The sequence below is a fragment of the Streptomyces sp. NPDC002926 genome, from assembly GCF_053591755.1.
In genome coordinates, this window is the sequence record NZ_JBSFUK010000052.1 from 1 (window position 1) to 17,005 (window position 17,005).

At 69.0% G+C, this 17,005-nt stretch carries 15 protein-coding genes; 10 read left to right on the forward strand and 5 right to left on the reverse strand.

Translation table 11 applies throughout. The annotated features are described in order from the left end of the window. The 6 genes from ACWDZ6_RS32220 to ACWDZ6_RS32245 all read left to right on the forward strand — a co-directional run. Nucleotides 1–172 (forward strand): ATP-binding protein (locus ACWDZ6_RS32220; protein ID WP_451505667.1); only part of this gene is annotated, 172 nt, incomplete at its 5' end. A 302-nt stretch (nucleotides 173–474) separates the two neighbouring features. Continuing rightward, nucleotides 475–1,176 (forward strand): response regulator, encoded by a 702-nt coding sequence (locus ACWDZ6_RS32225; RefSeq protein WP_366735148.1) that lies wholly within the window; start codon nucleotides 475–477, stop codon nucleotides 1,174–1,176. 214 nt (nucleotides 1,177–1,390) lie between these two features. Continuing rightward, nucleotides 1,391–2,752, forward strand: coding sequence for an extracellular solute-binding protein (locus ACWDZ6_RS32230; protein ID WP_451505656.1), 1,362 nt, complete (start codon nucleotides 1,391–1,393; stop codon nucleotides 2,750–2,752). After that, nucleotides 2,749–3,615 carry a carbohydrate ABC transporter permease gene (locus ACWDZ6_RS32235; RefSeq protein WP_451505657.1) on the forward strand — a complete coding sequence of 289 codons (867 nt, stop codon included), beginning with the start codon at nucleotides 2,749–2,751 and terminating at the stop codon, nucleotides 3,613–3,615. The genes ACWDZ6_RS32230 and ACWDZ6_RS32235 overlap by 4 nt, the downstream gene beginning before the upstream one ends. Continuing rightward, nucleotides 3,615–4,439: a carbohydrate ABC transporter permease gene (locus ACWDZ6_RS32240; RefSeq protein ID WP_451505658.1), complete on the forward strand. Its 825-nt coding sequence runs from the start codon at nucleotides 3,615–3,617 to the stop codon at nucleotides 4,437–4,439. Before ACWDZ6_RS32235 ends, ACWDZ6_RS32240 begins: the two co-directional genes overlap by 1 nt. A 115-nt stretch (nucleotides 4,440–4,554) precedes the next feature. Next, a complete protein-coding gene (locus tag ACWDZ6_RS32245) occupies nucleotides 4,555–5,232 on the forward strand; it encodes a helix-turn-helix domain-containing protein (RefSeq protein WP_451505659.1) in 678 nt (225 codons plus the stop codon). On the opposite strand, the gene ACWDZ6_RS32250 is transcribed toward ACWDZ6_RS32245, so the two are convergent. Both ACWDZ6_RS32250 and ACWDZ6_RS32255 read right to left on the reverse strand, forming a co-directional pair. After that, nucleotides 5,229–6,200, reverse strand: a complete 972-nt coding sequence (locus ACWDZ6_RS32250; RefSeq protein WP_451505660.1) for an RICIN domain-containing protein — start codon at nucleotides 6,198–6,200, stop codon at nucleotides 5,229–5,231. The genes ACWDZ6_RS32245 and ACWDZ6_RS32250 overlap by 4 nt on opposite strands. 228 nt (nucleotides 6,201–6,428) lie before the next feature. Beyond that, on the reverse strand, nucleotides 6,429–7,454 hold the full coding sequence (locus ACWDZ6_RS32255) for an ATP-dependent 6-phosphofructokinase (protein WP_451505661.1): 1,026 nt from the start codon (nucleotides 7,452–7,454) through the stop codon (nucleotides 6,429–6,431). Nucleotides 7,455–7,733: 279 nt separating this feature from the next. On the opposite strand from ACWDZ6_RS32255, the gene pta reads away from it, so the two are divergent. The 4 genes from pta (at nucleotide 7,734) to ACWDZ6_RS32275 (ending at nucleotide 13,627) form a co-directional block, all read left to right on the forward strand. Beyond that, the gene (pta, locus tag ACWDZ6_RS32260) at nucleotides 7,734–9,815 is read left to right on the forward strand and encodes a phosphate acetyltransferase (RefSeq protein WP_451505662.1); all 2,082 of its coding nucleotides are present in this window, start codon (nucleotides 7,734–7,736) and stop codon (nucleotides 9,813–9,815) included. Then, nucleotides 9,812–11,029 carry an acetate kinase gene (locus ACWDZ6_RS32265; protein WP_451505663.1) on the forward strand — a complete coding sequence of 406 codons (1,218 nt, stop codon included), beginning with the start codon at nucleotides 9,812–9,814 and terminating at the stop codon, nucleotides 11,027–11,029. The genes pta and ACWDZ6_RS32265 overlap by 4 nt, the downstream gene beginning before the upstream one ends. A gap of 88 nt (nucleotides 11,030–11,117) precedes the next feature. Continuing rightward, nucleotides 11,118–12,548 (forward strand): pyruvate kinase, encoded by a 1,431-nt coding sequence (gene pyk / locus ACWDZ6_RS32270; RefSeq protein WP_366735139.1) that lies wholly within the window; start codon nucleotides 11,118–11,120, stop codon nucleotides 12,546–12,548. A gap of 314 nt (nucleotides 12,549–12,862) precedes the next feature. After that, a complete protein-coding gene (locus tag ACWDZ6_RS32275; protein WP_451505664.1) occupies nucleotides 12,863–13,627 on the forward strand; it encodes a class I SAM-dependent methyltransferase in 765 nt (254 codons plus the stop codon). 109 nt (nucleotides 13,628–13,736) lie between these two features. On the opposite strand, the gene ACWDZ6_RS32280 is transcribed toward ACWDZ6_RS32275, so the two are convergent. The 3 genes from ACWDZ6_RS32280 to ACWDZ6_RS32290 all read right to left on the reverse strand — a co-directional run bounded on the left by ACWDZ6_RS32280 (nucleotide 13,737) and on the right by ACWDZ6_RS32290 (nucleotide 16,321). Then, complete coding sequence (locus ACWDZ6_RS32280; RefSeq protein ID WP_451505665.1) at nucleotides 13,737–15,023, reverse strand: hypothetical protein; 1,287 nt, start codon at nucleotides 15,021–15,023, stop codon at nucleotides 13,737–13,739. After that, the gene (locus tag ACWDZ6_RS32285) at nucleotides 15,013–15,567 is read right to left on the reverse strand and encodes a DUF6114 domain-containing protein (protein WP_451505666.1); all 555 of its coding nucleotides are present in this window, start codon (nucleotides 15,565–15,567) and stop codon (nucleotides 15,013–15,015) included. Before ACWDZ6_RS32285 ends, ACWDZ6_RS32280 begins: the two co-directional genes overlap by 11 nt. 97 nt (nucleotides 15,568–15,664) lie before the next feature. Further along, the gene (locus ACWDZ6_RS32290; protein ID WP_366735136.1) at nucleotides 15,665–16,321 is read right to left on the reverse strand and encodes a DUF6230 family protein; all 657 of its coding nucleotides are present in this window, start codon (nucleotides 16,319–16,321) and stop codon (nucleotides 15,665–15,667) included. Nucleotides 16,322–17,005 lie beyond the last annotated feature (684 nt).

The following is a 17,005-nucleotide window of genomic DNA, read 5'->3' on the forward strand; positions in this document are numbered from 1 at the left end:
GGTCTTCCGGCGCGGCTGGTCCACGCACGGCGCGGGGCGCGGGCTTGGGCTCGCCCTGGTCCAGCAGGCGGCGCACCGCAGCCGGGGCACGGTGCTCCTGGCGGAGGGCCCGGACGGCGGCGCGGAGTTCACCGTACGGCTGCCGCTGCACACGGCGGAGGTGCGGACATGAGCGCAGCCTTCTGCCCGGCTCCCGGGCCGCGCACCGGCCGCGCGCAAGGCGGCCGGACCGGGCACCCGCGGGCCCCACACCCACCCGAACCCCGCGAAACGCGTCGCGCACGGGCCACATCTCACGAACTCCGCCCACCACGGATACCGGGCCCCGAGGCCCCACACCCGCCCGCACCCCGCGCCGGGCGTGCGCGGGCTGCATACTGCGAGGCGGGCCGTCCGCGGTCCGCACCCCGCCCCGCCGGGCACCCGGCGCACCCACGCCCCCGCGCGCCCACCGCGCCACTTCGAGGTGTCCCCATGAGCAGCACCAGCGACCCCATCAGAGTTCTCGTCGTCGAGGACGACCCCGTCGCCGCCGACGCGCATGCCCTCTACGTCGGCCGCGTCGCCGGGTTCACCGTCGCCGGGGTCGCTCACTCACGGGCCGAGGCCGTACGCGTCCTCGAGCGGACCGACGTCGGTCTCCTCCTGCTCGACCTCTACCTCCCCGACGGGCACGGGCTCCAGCTCGTCCGTTCCCTGCGGGCCGCCGGGCACTCCGCCGACGTCATCGCCGTCACCTCCGCCCGCGACCTCACGATGGTGCGCGAAGGCGTGTCCCTCGGAGTCGTCCAGTACGTCCTGAAGCCCTTCACCTTCGCCACCCTCCGCGACAGGCTGACCCGGTACGCCGAGTTCCGCGCCACGGCCGGCGAGGCCAGCGGCCAGGACGAGGTGGACCGGACGCTCGCTGCCCTCCGGGCGCCACGGGGTGCCGAGAGCGCCGGTCTGCCGAAGGGGCTGAGCGCCCCGACGCTGGAGGCCGTCACCCGTACCCTGCGCAAGTCCACGACCGGGCTCACCGCCGCCGAGGCCGGCACCGCCGTCGGGATCTCGCGGATCACCGCGCGCCGCTACCTCGAGCACCTGGTCGCCGAGGGGCGAGCGGTGCGCAGTCCGCAGTACGGGCAGATCGGGCGTCCGGAGCTCCAGTACCGGTGGAGGCCCTCCACCCGCTGAACATCCCGCCGGACAACCCCGCTGAACATCCCGCCGAACAACCCTCCGAACCGCCGAACCGCCTGACGAGTGCGCGGCGACCCGACTGATTGAGCCACTCAACGACCCTGCCCTGCACGGGGATTGACCTTGTGAACGGGCCGGTCCTACGGTCGCGGCAGCCCCCGTGTCCCGGGCCCCGGCCCGGAGCCCCGGCTCAGAGGAGGTCGTGCCCGTGCGCCCCACCGCCCCACTGATCCTCATCACCGCCGCCACCGCACTCGCCGCAGGAACACTCACCGCCTGCGGCAGCGGCTCCGGCGGCGACCCGGACACCGTCAAGGTCGCCTACAACCGGTCCACCGACAACAAGATCCGCTTCAAGGACGCCCATCTCGAGGCCGCGAAGAAGCAGTTCGAGAAGGACCACCCGGGCAAGAAGATCAAGCTCATCCCGATCCAGGCCCCGGACAACGACTACGCGACCAAGGCGCAGCAGATGATGCGCTCCCCGAAGACCGCTCCCGATCTGGTCTACGAGGACACCTTCCGCATCAACTCCGACATCAAGGCCGGGTACTTGAAGCCGCTGGACACCTATCTGCCCAAGTGGGACCAGTGGGGCCAGTTCGTCGGTACGGCGAAAGCGGCGGCCAGGGCGGAGGACGGCAGGACGTACGGCATCCCGGACGGCACCGACACCCGCGGACTGTGGTTCAACAAGGCGATCTTCGCCAGGGCCGGTCTGCCGGCCGACTGGCAGCCCAAGAACTGGACGGAGATCCTGGACGCGGCGCGCACCGTCAGGAAGAAGGTCCCGAGCGCCATCCCGCTCAATGTCTACACCGGCAAGGGCCCCGGCGAGGCGGCCGTGATGCAGGGCTTCGAGATGCTGCTGTACGGCACCGGCGAGGACCCGCTCTACGATCCCTCCGCCAAGAAGTGGGTGGCCGCGGGCAAGGGGTTCCAGGACTCGCTCGACTTCGTACGCGCGGTGTATTCGGAGAAGCTCGGCCCGGACGTCTCCGACGCGCTCGACCCCAATGTCGGCACGCGGGTCGCCACCGAGTGGTTCCCCGAGGGCAGGCTCGCGATCTCCCTGGACGGCTCCTGGATGGGGCAGAACTGGGTGAACAAGGGGCCCAAGGAGTGGCCGGAGTGGAGCAGGGAGCTGGCCCAGACCCCGATGCCCACGCAGAAGGGCCAGGCGCCGGGGAAGGTGTCGATGTCCGGCGGCTGGGCCTGGTCGATCCCGCAGAAGTCCCGGAATCCCGATCTCGCCTTCGACTTCATCAAGACGCTGCAGACCAAGGAGAACGCGACGCAGTGGTGCGTGGTCGCCGCGCAGATCGCCGTACGCAAGGACGTGGCCGCGGAACCGAAGTACCTGAAGTCCATGCCGGGCATCGACTTCTTCACCGGGCTCGTCCAGTACACCCACTACCGGCCGGCGCTGCCCGTCTACCCGCAGGTGTCGACCGCGATCGGGGAGGCGATGGAGAAGGTGACGACGGGTGATGCCTCGGCGGCGGAGGCGGCGAAGGCGTACAACGACCAGCTGAAGACCATCGTCGACGGCGCGGTCGTCACCAAGTGAGCACCCGCTCGAAGGGGTTGTGGCGGTGGGTGCCGATCGCCCCCGCCACCGTCCTGCTGCTGCTGTTCCTGGCCGGCCCCATCGGCTACTGCGTCTGGATCGCCTTCACCGACACCCAGCTGACCGGCGCGTCGGGGTCCGACTTCGTCGGCCTCGACAACTTCCGCCGGGCCTTCGCGGACAACGATTTCCGTAACGCCGTCTGGCTCACGCTCGTCTTCACCTTCGTCTCGGCGGTCCTCGGCCAGAACACGCTGGGCCTGGCGCTGGCGGGGCTGATGCGTGCCGCTTCCCGTCCCGTTCGCACGATCACCGGGACCCTGGTTATCACCGCCTGGGTGCTGCCGGAGATCGTCGCGGCGTTTCTGCTGTACACCTTCTTCCGCCGGGAGGGGACGCTGAACGCCCTGCTGGACTGGCTGCATCTGCCGTCCCAGAACTGGCTCTTCACACTGCCGATCCTGGCGGTGTCCTTCGCCAATGTCTGGCGGGGTACGGCCTTCTCCATGCTGATCTACTCCGCCGCGCTCGCCGAGATCCCGCGCGACATCACGGAGGCGGCCGAGGTCGACGGGGCGAGCGGACCGCGCCGGGTCTGGCACATCACGCTGCCGATGATCCGACGCTCCATCGGCACGAATCTGATGCTGAACACGCTCTCCACGCTCTCGGTATTCGGCCTGATCTGGGCGATGACGCGCGGCGGTCCGGGCAACCGCAGCCAGACGCTGCCGGTGTTCATGTACGACCAGGCGTTCCTCAAGAGTCTGATCGGCTACGGCACGGCGGTGGCGCTGCTGCTCCTGCTGGTGGGCTCGCTGTTCTCGGTCATCTATCTGCGCCTGATGAAGGTGGAGGTGTGATGCGCCGCAGCACCCGCGACCGGCTCACCGCCGATGCCGCCCTGCTGCTCACCGCCGCGGCCTTCGCGCTGCCGCTGCTGTGGCTGCTGCTGGCGTCGGTGAACGCGGAGGCCGACCTGCGGGTACGGTCGCCGTCGTCGTTCACCGCGGAGAATTTCGGCGCGGTGCTCACCGACGAGATCACCTTCACGCCGATGCTCAACAGCCTGCTGCTGTGCGGCGGCGCGACCCTGCTGACGGTGGTGTGCGCGGCGCTCGCCGCGTATCCGCTCTCCCGGCACCCTTCGCGCTTCAACCGGCCGTATCTGCTGACGATCCTGTTCACGACGTGTCTGCCGATCACCGCGGTCATGGTCCCGGTGTACGGACTGTTCGTACAGGTCAATCTGATCGACACGATGTACGGGACGGGGCTCTTCCTCGCCACTTCCCAGCTTCCGTTCTCCATCTGGCTGATGAAGAACTTCATGGACGCCGTGCCGGTGGTGCTGGAGGAGGCGGCCCGGACGGACGGCGCGTCGAATCTGCAGACACTCACCAGGGTCGTACTGCCGCTGATGGGCCCGGGGATGACGGTGGTGACGATCTACACCTTCATCCAGCTCTGGGGGAACTTCTTCGTGCCGTTCATGCTGATCCTGTCCCCGGAGCAGCTGCCCGCGTCGGTTTCGATCTTCACCTTCTTCGGCAACTACGGCTCGGTGATCTACGGGCAGCTCGCGGCGTTCTCGATTCTGTACTCGGCGCCGGTGCTGGTGCTGTACGTGCTGATCGCGCGGCGGCTGGGCGGCGGCTTCGCCCTGGGCGGCGCCGTCAAGGGCTGACGAATCACCCCGGGACGTTACCAAACGGTACGATCAGCTCGGACGTTCCTACGACAGGTGGCGTTGGGGGAACGCACCGTAGTCGCCGCCCCCACCCGCCGCCTACCGTGTGCGCGTGCACCCCACCCCCGCTCCACTCTTCAACGCCCCCGCCGCGCGCCGACTGCGCGAGGCCCTGGGTATGGCTCCAGGCCATGTCGCGTACGGTCTCCGCGCCCAGTACGGACTCCGGATCACACCGGACACGGTGGTCGCCTGGGAGCGCGGTGCCGCCGCGCCCGGTTCACGCGAAGTAACCGCGCTCGCCGGTGTGTTGTGGTGCGCGCAGAGTGAGCTGCTCGCCGCCGCGACGACCCTGCGCGACCACCGGGTGGAGCGCGGCCTCGCCCTCGACGATCTGGCGCGGCGGCTGGGCATGGACGCGTCCGCGTATCTGCGGATGGAGGAGTCGGGGCGCTGGCGCGGCAATGAGCGACAGACCGCGGTGCTCGCCGAGGTGCTGGATCTGACGCCACGCGAGTTGCTGACGGCGACCGGCCGGGACGAGGAGCTGGCGGAGCTGCTGCGGGACGCGGTGAAGGCGCGCTGGCAGGCGTACGTACGCCCGGTGGTGAAGATGCTGGCGATGGACCGCGGCCATCTCGAGGGCGTACTGGAAGAGCTGCACACCGACTACCAGTCCCGTATGGTCGCCACGCTCAGCTGGGGCTCCGCCTCGCAGGACACCGCGGAACCGGGCCGGGAGTTCCTCGAGCGGATCGTGGACCACTTCTGGGAGCTGACACACGCCTAGAGTGTGCCGGCCGGGGCATCGGGGTCGAACGAGAACAGCTGCCCCCGCGCGTCCTTCGTGCAGACCTGCTGCACAATTCGCGCCCCGCGCTCCTTCGAGGCGTCCTGCACCCCGGCGCAGAGATCGCTGTGCAGCGGCCTCAGCCGGTAGCCGCGCACCGGCTTGCCGACCGCCTCCAGCCGGAAGGCCTCGGCCGGTCCGCGTTTGCCGCACTCCTGGTCCACGAGCGCGGCGCCCACCTGCGTCGACTTCTCCGCCACACCGGTGCAGCCCAGACCGAAGTCGCGGTGATCCGTCTCTATCCGCCAGGCGGCGACCGGCTTCAGGGCGAAGCGCGGGACGGTGTCCGGCGCACACGGCACCTGGTAGAGCTGCCCACTCCGCTGCCCGGCGCGCTCGGCCAGACAGAGCCCGGAGTGGACGGCCCTGATCTGTACGGGTCCTCGCGCCGGTGCGACCACCGCCGTGTGAGGCTCCGCCGTCGGCTTGTCGTCCTCCGGCAGCAGAACGGCGATCGTCACCGCCACCACCGCGGTCGCACCCAGCGCGACGACGGCCGGCCACCTCGCACGGGTGCGCCAGGACCGGCGCGCCGGCTCGGGTGGTGCCGCCTCCTCCGGCCCGGGGCCGGCCTCCTGTCCGCCGGTGCCGTAGCCGGGAACCTCGATGGCCTGCCGCTCGCGCCGGGTGAGTTCCTTGCGGACCCGCAGCCAGCTCTCGGTCGCTCCGGGGCCGCAGCCGCAGGCACGTACGAACGCCGCCACCAGCTCCTCGCGCGGCACCGTGCTGCGACTGAGCATATTGGCGACGGTGGAGCGCGGCAGTACGTCGCCGGCCGCCTCCGCCCGGGCCGTCAACTCCCGGTAGGTCAAACCCGACCAGTCCTTGAGCTCCTGCATCCGGGCCACGAACTCGTCGGAGCTGTGCGCCTGTTCGGGATCAGGAGCACCGTGCCCGGCTGAGTCCATCCGTCCCTCCGTCTTCCACTCCACGCGCCGGGACAGGGCTGGGACATGTCCCGGACAGGGAACAGCCTTGCCATTCGCGCCATTCAACTCAAGAGTGATCTGCGCCATCCGCGGCAGAAACCGGCGCGGACGCACGAACGGCCTTGATCGCGCACGGGGGGTGCGATCAAGGCCGTTCAGGAGCCGGAGCCAGGACAGAGGCTGGGATCTGGCGTCCCGGAGGGAGGGTCAGAAGACCGACTCCGCCTCACGCATCCGCTTCTCCGGCACGGTCTTCAGCTGCGTGACCGCCTGAGCCAGCGGCACCATGGTGATGTCCGTGCCGCGCAGCGCCGTCATCATGCCGAACTCACCTCGGTGCACCGCCTCCACGGCGTGCCAGCCGAAGCGCGTCGCGAGCACCCGGTCGTAGGCAGTGGGCGTACCGCCGCGCTGCACATGCCCGAGGATGACCGGCCTGGCCTCCTTGCCGAGCCGGCGCTCCAGCTCCGTGGCGAGGCGGTTGCCGATGCCTTTGAAGCGCTCATGACCGAACGGGTCGATCTCGCCCCTCTCGTACTCCATCGAGCCCTGGGCCGGATGCGCGCCCTCGGCGACGGCGATGACCGCGAACTTCTTGCCGCGAGAGAAGCGCTCCTCGATCATCTTCATCAGGTCCTCGACCTGGAAGGGCCGCTCCGGCAGACAGATTCCGTGCGCGCCGCCCGCCATGCCGGCCTCCAGCGCGATCCAGCCGGCGTGCCGGCCCATGACCTCGACGACCATGACGCGCTGGTGGGACTCGGCAGTGGTCTTCAGCCGGTCGATGGCCTCGGTCGCCACCATGACGGCGGTGTCGAAGCCGAAGGTGCGGTCGGTGGAGGAGATGTCGTTGTCGATGGTCTTCGGTACGCCGACGACGGGCATCCCGGCGTCCGACAGCATCCGGGACGCGGTGAGCGTGCCCTCGCCGCCGATCGGGATGAGCGCGTCGATGCCGTACTTCCGCGCCAACTCCGGTACGTTCTCGGCGGCTTCACTCAGCCGGCCGCGCTCCAGGCGCGTGGAGCCCAGGATCGTACCGCCGCGGACGAGAATGCCACTGACCGCATTGAGGTCGAGCGGGCGGAAATGGCCGTCGAGGAGGCCCCTGAACCCGTCCTCGAAACCGATGACTTCATCGCCGTGCCCGGTCAGGGCCCGGTGCACGACCGACCGGATCACTGCGTTCAGGCCGGGACAGTCGCCGCCTGCGGTGAGAACTCCGATACGCATCGTGCTGTGTCTCCTGCTCGTCAGCGGTACAGGTGAGCCCAGGTTCAATTGTTCCACGGACTTGCGGAAACCCGCGCTCCCGCCTACTCCGCCGGATGACACGTGGACCGTGTTCGCGGGCCTTGGGCCGGCCCCTCGCCCGGCGGGCGCCCTACCTACCCGCAGAGGTATTGTCAAGAGGGCAATGCCGCCCCCGAGCGGTTCTTTTGCACGCCCGGGGGCGCGTATTCAGCAGGAACCACTGGATGTGTACGCCACAGCATGGACGGGAGAGCACGCGTGACGCGCAGCGTGTACGTGACCGGGATCGACCGCGGGGACGGCCGCCAGGTCGTCGAGCTGGGAGTCATGGAGCTCCTGACCCGCCAGGTGGACCGGGTGGGGGTCTTCCGGCCGCTGATGCACGACGGGCCCGACCGGCTCTTCGACCTGCTGCGAACGCGCTACCGGCTGTCTCAGGACCCGGCGACGGTGTACGGCATGGACTACCACGAGGCCGCTGCGCTGCAGGCCGAGAAGGGTACCGACGAGCTGGTCTCCAGGCTCGTCGAGCGCTTCCTCCAGGTGGCGCGTGAGTACGAGGTCGTACTCGTCCTCGGCACGGACTTCTCCGGCTCGCAGCTCCCCGACGAGCTGGCGCTCAACGCCCGCCTGGCCAATGAGTTCGGTTCCTCGGTGATCCCGGTGGTGGGCGGCAAGGGCCAGACCGCCGAATCGGTGCGGGCCGAGACCCGTAACGCCCATCGGGCCTACGAGGTGCTGGGCTGCGACATTCTCGCGATGGCCGTCAACCGGGTCGCCCCCGAGGAGCGCGAGATCATAGCCGAGCGGCTTGCGGCCCGCCTCCCGGTGCCCTGCTACGTAATCCCCGACGATGCGTCGCTCGCGGCCCCCACGGTCTCCCAGATCACCCACGCGCTGGCGGGAACGGTGCTGCTCGGCGACGAGGCGGGACTGGCCAGGGACGCGCTGGACTTCGTCTTCGGCGGTGCGATGCTGCCGAACGTGCTGAACGCCCTGACACCCGGCTGCATGGTGGTCACCCCCGGCGACCGCGCGGACCTCGTGGTGGGCGCGCTCGCCGCGCACTCCGCGGGCACCCCGCCCATCGCGGGCGTACTGCTGACGCTGGACGAGCGGCCGAGCAAGGAGGTCCTCACGCTGGCCTCCCGGCTCGCGCCCGGCACCCCGGTGATCTCGGTCTCCGGGACCAGTTTCCCCACCGCGGCCGAACTCTTCGCGCTGGAAGGCAAGTTGAACGCTTCCACGCCACGAAAGACGGAGACCGCACTCGGCCTTTTCGAGCGCCATGTCGACACCGCCGACCTGCTGGCCCGGATCTCGGTGGCCCGCAGCGGCCGGGTCACGCCGATGATGTTCGAGCACGATCTCCTTGAGCAGGCCCGCGCCCACCGGCGCCGTGTCGTGCTGCCCGAGGGCACGGAGGAGCGGGTGCTGCGCGCCGCCGACGTGCTGCTCCGCCGTGATGTCTGCGACCTGACCCTCCTCGGCGACACCGAGGTCATCCGCAAGAAGGCCGCGGACCTCGGCATCGACCTCGCGTCCGCCCAGCTGACCGACCCGCAGACCTCCGAGCTGCGCCAGGGCTTCGCCGAGCGGTATGCGCAGCTGCGCGCCCACAAGGGCGTGACGGTGGAGCTGGCGTACGACGTGGTGGCGGACGTGAACTACTTCGGCACGTTGATGGTCCAGGAGGGCCTGGCCGACGGCATGGTGTCGGGTTCGGTGCACTCGACGGCCGCGACGATCCGCCCGGCCTTCGAGATCATCAAGACGAAGCCCGACGCGTCGATCGTCTCCTCGGTCTTCTTCATGTGCCTGGCCGACAAGGTGCTGGTGTACGGCGACTGCGCGGTCAATCCGGACCCGGACGCCGAGCAGCTCGCGGACATCGCGGTCCAGGCGGCGGCGACCGCGGCCCGGTTCGGAGTGGAGCCGCGGATCGCGATGCTCTCGTACTCCACCGGCACTTCGGGCTCCGGCGCGGATGTCGACAAGGTGCGCGAGGCGACCAAGCTGGTGCGGGAGTCCCGTCCGGACCTGCGGGTCGAGGGCCCGATCCAGTACGACGCGGCGGTCGCGCCGTCCGTCGCGGCGACGAAGCTGCCGGACTCCGAGGTGGCGGGCCGGGCAACGGTGCTGATCTTCCCGGACCTCAACACCGGCAACAACACCTACAAGGCCGTGCAGCGCTCGGCGGGCGCCGTGGCGGTGGGGCCGGTGCTGCAGGGTCTGCGCAAGCCGGTGAACGACCTGTCGCGCGGTGCGCTGGTCAGCGACATCGTCAACACGGTCGCGATCACCGCGATCCAGTCCCAGGCCGAGGAGCTCCCCGCATGACCGCCACCCGCGTTCTCGTCCTCAACTCCGGCTCCTCGTCGGTGAAGTACCAGCTCCTCGACATGCGCGACACCGGGCGGCTGGCTGTCGGCCTGGTCGAGCGGATCGGCGAGGTGACGTCCCGTCTGGTGCACACGCCACTGGCCGGCGGCGGTGCCGGCAAGCGTGAGCGCACCGGCCCGATCGCCGACCACGGCGCGGCGTTGAAGGCGGTCGCCGAGGAACTGGCGCAGGACGGGCTCGGCCTGGACTCTGCCGAACTGGCGGCTATCGGCCACCGCGTGGTGCACGGCGGTCTGAGGTTCACCGAACCGACCCTGATCACCGACGAGGTGCTCGCCGAGGTTGAGCGCCTGATTCCGGTGGCCCCGCTGCACAATCCGGCGAACATCACCGGGATCCGCACGGCGCAGGCCCTGCGCCCGGACCTGCCGCAGGTCGCCGTCTTCGACACCGCCTTCCACTCGACGATGCCGGAGTCGGCGGCCCGGTACGCGATCGACGTCGAGACGGCCGACGCCCACCGGATCCGCCGCTACGGCTTCCACGGCACCTCGCACGCGTATGTATCCCGCACGACTGCCGCCCTGCTCGGCAAGGACCCGTCCGAGGTGAACGTCATCGTCCTGCACCTCGGCAACGGAGCCTCCGCCTCGGCGGTCGCGGCCGGCCGGTGCGTGGACACCTCGATGGGGTTGACCCCCTTGGAAGGCCTGGTGATGGGTACGCGCTCCGGCGACATCGACCCCGCGGTCACCTTCCACCTCATGCGGGTCGCCGGAATGTCGGCGGACGAGATCGACGAACTGCTCAACAAGAAGAGCGGACTGGTGGGTCTGTGCGGCGACAACGACATGCGGGAGATCCGCCGCCGGATCGACGAGGGCGACGAGCGTGCGCGGCTCGCCTTCGACATCTACATTCACCGGCTGAAGAAGTACATCGGCGCCTACTACGCGGTTCTCGGCCGGGTGGACGCGATCGCGTTCACGGCCGGTGTCGGTGAGAACGCGGCACCCGTGCGCGAGGCCGCCATCGCGGGTCTGGAGGGGCTGGGTCTGGCGCTGGATCCCGATCTCAATGCCGTACGTTCCGACAAGGCGCGGATCGTCTCGGCGGCGCACGCCCGGGTCGCGGTGGCCGTGGTCCCGACGGACGAGGAACTGGAGATCGCCCAGCAGACCTTCGCTCTGGTCGCCCCTGGGGGCGCCTGAGGGCACACGTCTGAGCGGCGGGCAGCCCATTTGTACTTTCCACCAGACGGAATATTCCGCAGAGAAACAAACCGATAGGATCCGCCTTATGCGCCGTTCCAAAATCGTTTGCACCCTGGGCCCCGCCGTCGACTCCTACGAGCAGCTGAAAGCGCTCATCGAGGCCGGCATGAACGTGGCCCGTCTCAACATGAGCCATGGGACCCACGCCGAGCACGAGGAGCGGTATCACCGCGTGCGCCGGGCGTCCGAGGACACCGGCCGCGCGGTCGGTGTCCTCGTCGACCTTCAGGGCCCCAAGATCCGTCTGGGAACGTTCGCCGAGGGGCCGGTCGAACTGGTCCGCGGCGACGAATTCATCATCACCACCGGGGATGTCCCCGGTGACAAGTCGATCTGCGGCACCACCTACAAGGGCCTGCCCGGGGATGTCTCCAAGGGCGACCCCATCCTGATCAACGACGGCAACGTCGAGCTGCGCGTCATCGAGGTCACGGGCACGCAGGTCAAGACGATCGTCGTCGAGGGCGGAGTGATCTCCGACCACAAGGGCATCAACCTGCCCGGCGCGGCGGTCAACGTCCCGGCCCTCTCCGAGAAGGACATCGAGGACCTCCGGTTCGCCCTCCGGCTGGGCTGCGACCTGGTCGCGCTCTCCTTCGTGCGGGACGCGAGCGACGTCAAGGACGTCCACAAGGTGATGGACGAGGAGGGCCGCCGGGTCCCCGTCATCGCCAAGGTCGAGAAGCCTCAGGCCGTCGCCAACATGCAGGACGTCATCATGGCGTTCGACAGCGTGATGGTCGCGCGCGGCGACCTGGCCGTCGAGTACCCGCTCGAGAAGGTCCCGATGGTGCAGAAGCGCCTCATCGAGCTGTGCCGCCGCAACGCCAAGCCGGTGATCGTGGCGACCCAGATGATGGAGTCGATGATCACCAACTCCCGCCCGACGCGCGCCGAGGCGTCCGACGTGGCCAACGCCATCCTCGACGGCGCGGACGCGGTCATGCTGTCGGCCGAGTCCTCGGTCGGCGCGTACCCGATCGAGACGGTCAAGACGATGTCGAAGATCGTCGTCGCCGCGGAGGAGGAGCTGCTCTCCAAGGGCCTCCAGCCGCTGGTCCCGGGCAAGAAGCCGCGTACACAGGGCGGTTCGGTGGCCCGCGCGGCCTGCGAGATCGCGGACTTCCTGGACGGCAAGGCGCTGGTCGCGTTCACCCAGTCCGGCGACACGGCCCGCCGGCTCTCCCGTTACCGCGCCAAGCAGCCGATCCTCGCCTTCACGACGGACGAGTCCACCCGTAACCAGCTGACGCTGAGCTGGGGCGTGGAGCCCTTCCACGCACCGTTCGTGGAGACGACGGACGCGATGGTCGACCTGGTGGACGCCGAGCTGCTGAAGCTGCAGCGGTGCAACGAGGGCGACGTCGTGGTCATCACGGCGGGCTCGCCTCCCGGGGTTCCGGGCACGACGAACATGGTCCGGGTGCACCACTTGGGCGGGGAGTCGCGGGACTGACGCGGCCGCCGTACCCGTACGGCTGCGAGGGCGGCACCCCGGTGGGAACCGGGGTGCCGCCCTCGGGCATTGTCGGGGGCCAGTCGCGGCGTCCGGTCCGCATCGTCCAGAAACCTGCTTGAGTGCTGCCGAGAATGCCTCTGTGACGGCACGCGAGGGGAGCATGGGCGACCGCGTGTGCACGGCCCCGGGTGGATGGGTCTTCCGCTCCCGCCCGGACCTCCAACTCCTGTTCGTACCTCTTGGCCATGCGGCCTGAACTGGTCTTCTGCACCATCCGGTCCTACCTTCTCCCTATCGTGGAAAGGGACTTGATGGACCGGAACATACGCACTGTCGATGATGTGCTGAAGCTCCTCGACGGCCTGTTCGCGCCGGAGGCCGACCGCTGGACGGCCGAAGCGGGCACCTGGTGGGACGGCTTCTACACCGACCGCTCCAAGCCGGTGCCGTTCTTCGTGGCGAAGCCCGATGAGAGCCTGGTCTCGTACCTCGGCCGTAGCCTGATCACTCCCGGCCGGGCCCTCGATCTGGGCTGCGGTCCGGGCCGTAACGCACTCCACCTGGCCTCCCGGGGATTCCAGGTGGACGCCGTCGATCTCTCCCCGACGGCCGTCGACTGGGCCGAGGAGCGCGCCCGCGAGGCGGGGGCCGACATCCGGTTCCACCGCGGCGACGCCTTCGCCCTCACCGCGACCGAGCTGGGCGGCCCGTACGACCTGATCTACGACTCGGGCTGTTTCCACCACCTGCCACCCCACCGCCGCATCAGCTACCTCGCCCTTCTCGACCGGGCCCTTGCTCCCGGCGGCCATCTCGCCCTCACGTGCTTCGCGTCCGGAGAGATGGGCTCCGAACTCTCCGACACGGACTTCTACCACCAGGCCCGCCTCCACGGCGGCCTCGCCTACACCCCGGAGTCCCTGCGCTGGATCTTCTCCGAGCTGACGGAGGTCGAGCTGCGCCCGATGCACGACGAACCGGCGGAGTCCCCGTACTTCGGTGAGCCGTTCCTGTGGACGGCCCTGTTCCGCCGCGACGCCCAGACCCTGTCCGGGGGATCACGCGCGGAGTCGTGACCGGGTCCCGACGGCCGTGACGGTGCCGGAGAACCGCCGGAGCAACGACTGTGGGCCGCACCCCCGGAAAGGGGTGCGGCCCACAGCCTTGTGCGGCTCCCGGAAGGTCCTAGTTCTTGCCACCGGTGAAGTAGTTGTGCAGGCCGGGAACCTTCAGCGTCCCGCCGAACTGGCCGGCCTGCGTCACCTTCACGTTGGTGAAGAAGGCGAACGGAACATTCAGCGGCGGAGGCGTCTCGGGACTGAACGTGATCGGGATGAGGCCGAAGAGGTTGCCCTTCAGCTCCTCCGTGTACATCGTCACGGTGCCGTTGGTGATCGTCGACGTGGAGCCCTTGTCCGCCTCGACGTGCGCGGTGGTGCCGTTCGGGCCGACCACCAGCTGGTGGAGGTCCTTGATGTCGACGCCCGAAGCCGTGAACTTCAGCACCTTCTTGACCTTGCCGCTGCCCGTCTTGACCTCGACGATGCCCTTGTAGTCAAGGCCCTTGAGGGTGAGCATCGAGCTCTGCAGGATCCACGGGTCGTCCGGGAGCAGCGGGATGCCCTGCTCCAGGTCCGCGGCGGCGAGGGCCTTCGGGTCCGACGTCGGACACGGGAAGCGCGGCTTGGCGCCGTCCGGGATGTCCTCGTCCTTCTTGGGGTCGAGGCCCTTGACCGCGTCGTCCAGTTCCTCGGTCGTCGCCCCGGCCTTGTCGGCCGCGTCCTTGATCGCGTCCTTGGCCTTGTCCGCCGTCTCGCCCACCTTCTCGGCGGGGTTCGTGGACGGCTTCGAGGACGGCGTGCTGGACGGCTTCACCGTGGGCTCGTCGGCAGGCTTGGTGCTCGCCGACGCGCTCGGTGTCGCGCTCGGTGTCGCGGTAGCCGTCGGCTCCTTGTCGGGGCCGTCGAGCAGGTCCTTGAGCGCGTCGCCCACACCCAGCGGGTCAAGCGGGTTGCTGGTCTTCGTCTCGCTGGGCGCCGGAGTCGGGTTCGTCAGCGGCGCAGTCGCGTCCGCAGGCTTCGACTCGGCGGCCGACGGGGTCGTACCCGGCTTCGGCTCGTCCTTGTCGCCCTCCGAACTGCTCGCGGACGGGTCCGGCTTCTCCGACGGCGTCTCGGACGGCGTCGCCGAGTCCGAGGGCTTGGGCGACTCGGACTCCGCCGGCTCGTCCGAGCGGGTCACGCACGGGCCGGGGGCGAACGGGATGTCCTTGTCCTCGGCAAGTGCCAGCTTGGGGGTGAGCCCCATGCCCAGGAAGACAGCGGTCGGCATCGCTGCCAGGGCTATCGCCTTGCCGGCCGGCATCTGGAGCTTGTTCAGCAGGGGCTTGCGCGGGGCCGCGTGCCGCGGCCCCCTTCTCGCCTGCGTGCCGTCGCCTCCAGCCGTGGTCAGCGGTGTGACATCACCCGGCACTGTTCCTCCCGCCGTTGGCTTCGATGGTTGTCTCGTGCGCGTGCGTGCCGTAGCCGTCCCACTGCTCGCCCGGTACGAGTGTCTCCGCGGGACCGGGCTCGGGCGCCGACTCATCCGCCGGAGCCGAATCCGCGGCAGGCTTTCCCGGGGCCCAGGAGAGCGCGAGCGCACCGCCGATGAGCGAGAACAGGAAACCGATGAGGAAGCCGCCGAGGTTGGCGATCGGAATGGAGATCAGCGCCAGCAGAATCGTGGCGACGCCCGCGAACACCCGGACGATGGCGTGGAACCACATCGTCAGTCCCAGGGTGACCAGCAACACGCCGACGATCAGCGAACCCGCACCCGCGGTCGTCGACATGGCGAGCGTCATGTGCCCGAGCTTGAAGCTCGCGTACGGCAAGTAGGCGATAGGGATTCCGCCGAGCACGGTGAACAGACCCGCCCAGAAAGGCCGCTGTCCCCGCCAGGTACGAAAGTTCCGCCGAATGGCGCGGATGTAGTGCTCGTCCCGCCCCGGTGACACTGCAGACTCGGCGCTCATGGAAAACAGCTCCCTGGAACTGGCGTTGCTGTGTAAAGAGAAAGGCGGGCGGGCAAGGCTGTTACAGCTTTCCCCGCCCGCCCGGACGGGATGACCGTCAGTAGCACTCGACCCCGGCGCCGGAGCCCTTGAGCAGACGCATGCTCAGACCGCTCAGCTTGAACGTGCCGGCAGTCGTCGCCCACGCCTTCTGCTCGACGTTGTCGAGGACGGCTCGGTCGGCCTGCTGCGCGAACCCGTTCTCAAGGATCGACTTGTCCTTGACGGTCGGACCCTTGCCGCCACGGCCCTGGTCGGTGTCCTTGGCCGCGACACCGATGTCGATGTTCGTGAACGTGGCGTCCGCGTCCAGCTCGGACACGTCGAGGTAAAGGTTCTCCGCGGATACCGGAGTCTTCCCCCCGCCGGCCTTCAGCTGCAGGGTGATCTTGCCGACGAACGGCACGTCGGTGACAACCGACTGACACATGTTGTTGATCGTGGCGTTCTTGAAGGTCGAGATCGCGACCGGGTGGGCGGTCTTCGCGTCACCCTTCAGGTCCGCGTATCCCATGTCGACGCCGCCGTACTGGGCGAAGCCGTGACCGTCGAGGTGACCGGCCTTGACCTTGAACTCCTGGCCGGACACAGCGAACGACGCGGCGAGCGCGCCCTGTGCCAGACCGATGCCTATTGCGGCCGTTGCGGCCACACTCGGCACCATGACAAGGGCGAACCGCTTCCATCTGGTTCCGCCACGCGCCACAGACTCCATGACTTTCCTCCTTCTCGGACGTACATCTCCGGTCCGGACTCTGGCGTCCGTCCTGGGATGGGAGAAGTGCTACGTCCTCGGTAAGGAGAGCGCCTGTACTTTCAGGCGCGAGCTGCGTCCGAAACACCGGCGATCACCCCCGAGCGACAACCACTGGTCGCGCCTGACGCATCACGCACAACCTGCCGGACAGGCCCTGCCGTTCGGCAGGAACCCCCCTGTCCGCGACCGGCGCCACTGCCGCCGGCCCACTCGGTGGGGACCCAAGATCCCGCGGCACGGCTGGGGGCCGAGCTGGTGCGGTATTGGACCGAGCGTGGCCGATCGTGGTCCATTCCCGGCCGCGACACAAGAGGGTTCGTTACTCACTAGTAACGGCCTGATAACCAGGCAACGACCGGTTGATATCGAGCGGCCACACAGGGTGCCACCATGGGGTCGAGCAGAAGGGCTGATTACAGCCAATAAGCGGACAGAACAAGCCGGGCAATTTACTGGGAGTAACAACGCCTGCGTTTACCAAGTTTTGGTAAAGCGCTGCCGTGTTCTGTCACCTTGTCGCCAAAACGGCGGGGGGGGCCGCCAGGGCGCCCCCCCCCCCAAAACACAAAACCCCGACCTAGGGTCCATACACTGAGTGCTTTTAAAAAAAAAAGAAAAAAAAAAACCCCCCCACCCCCCACA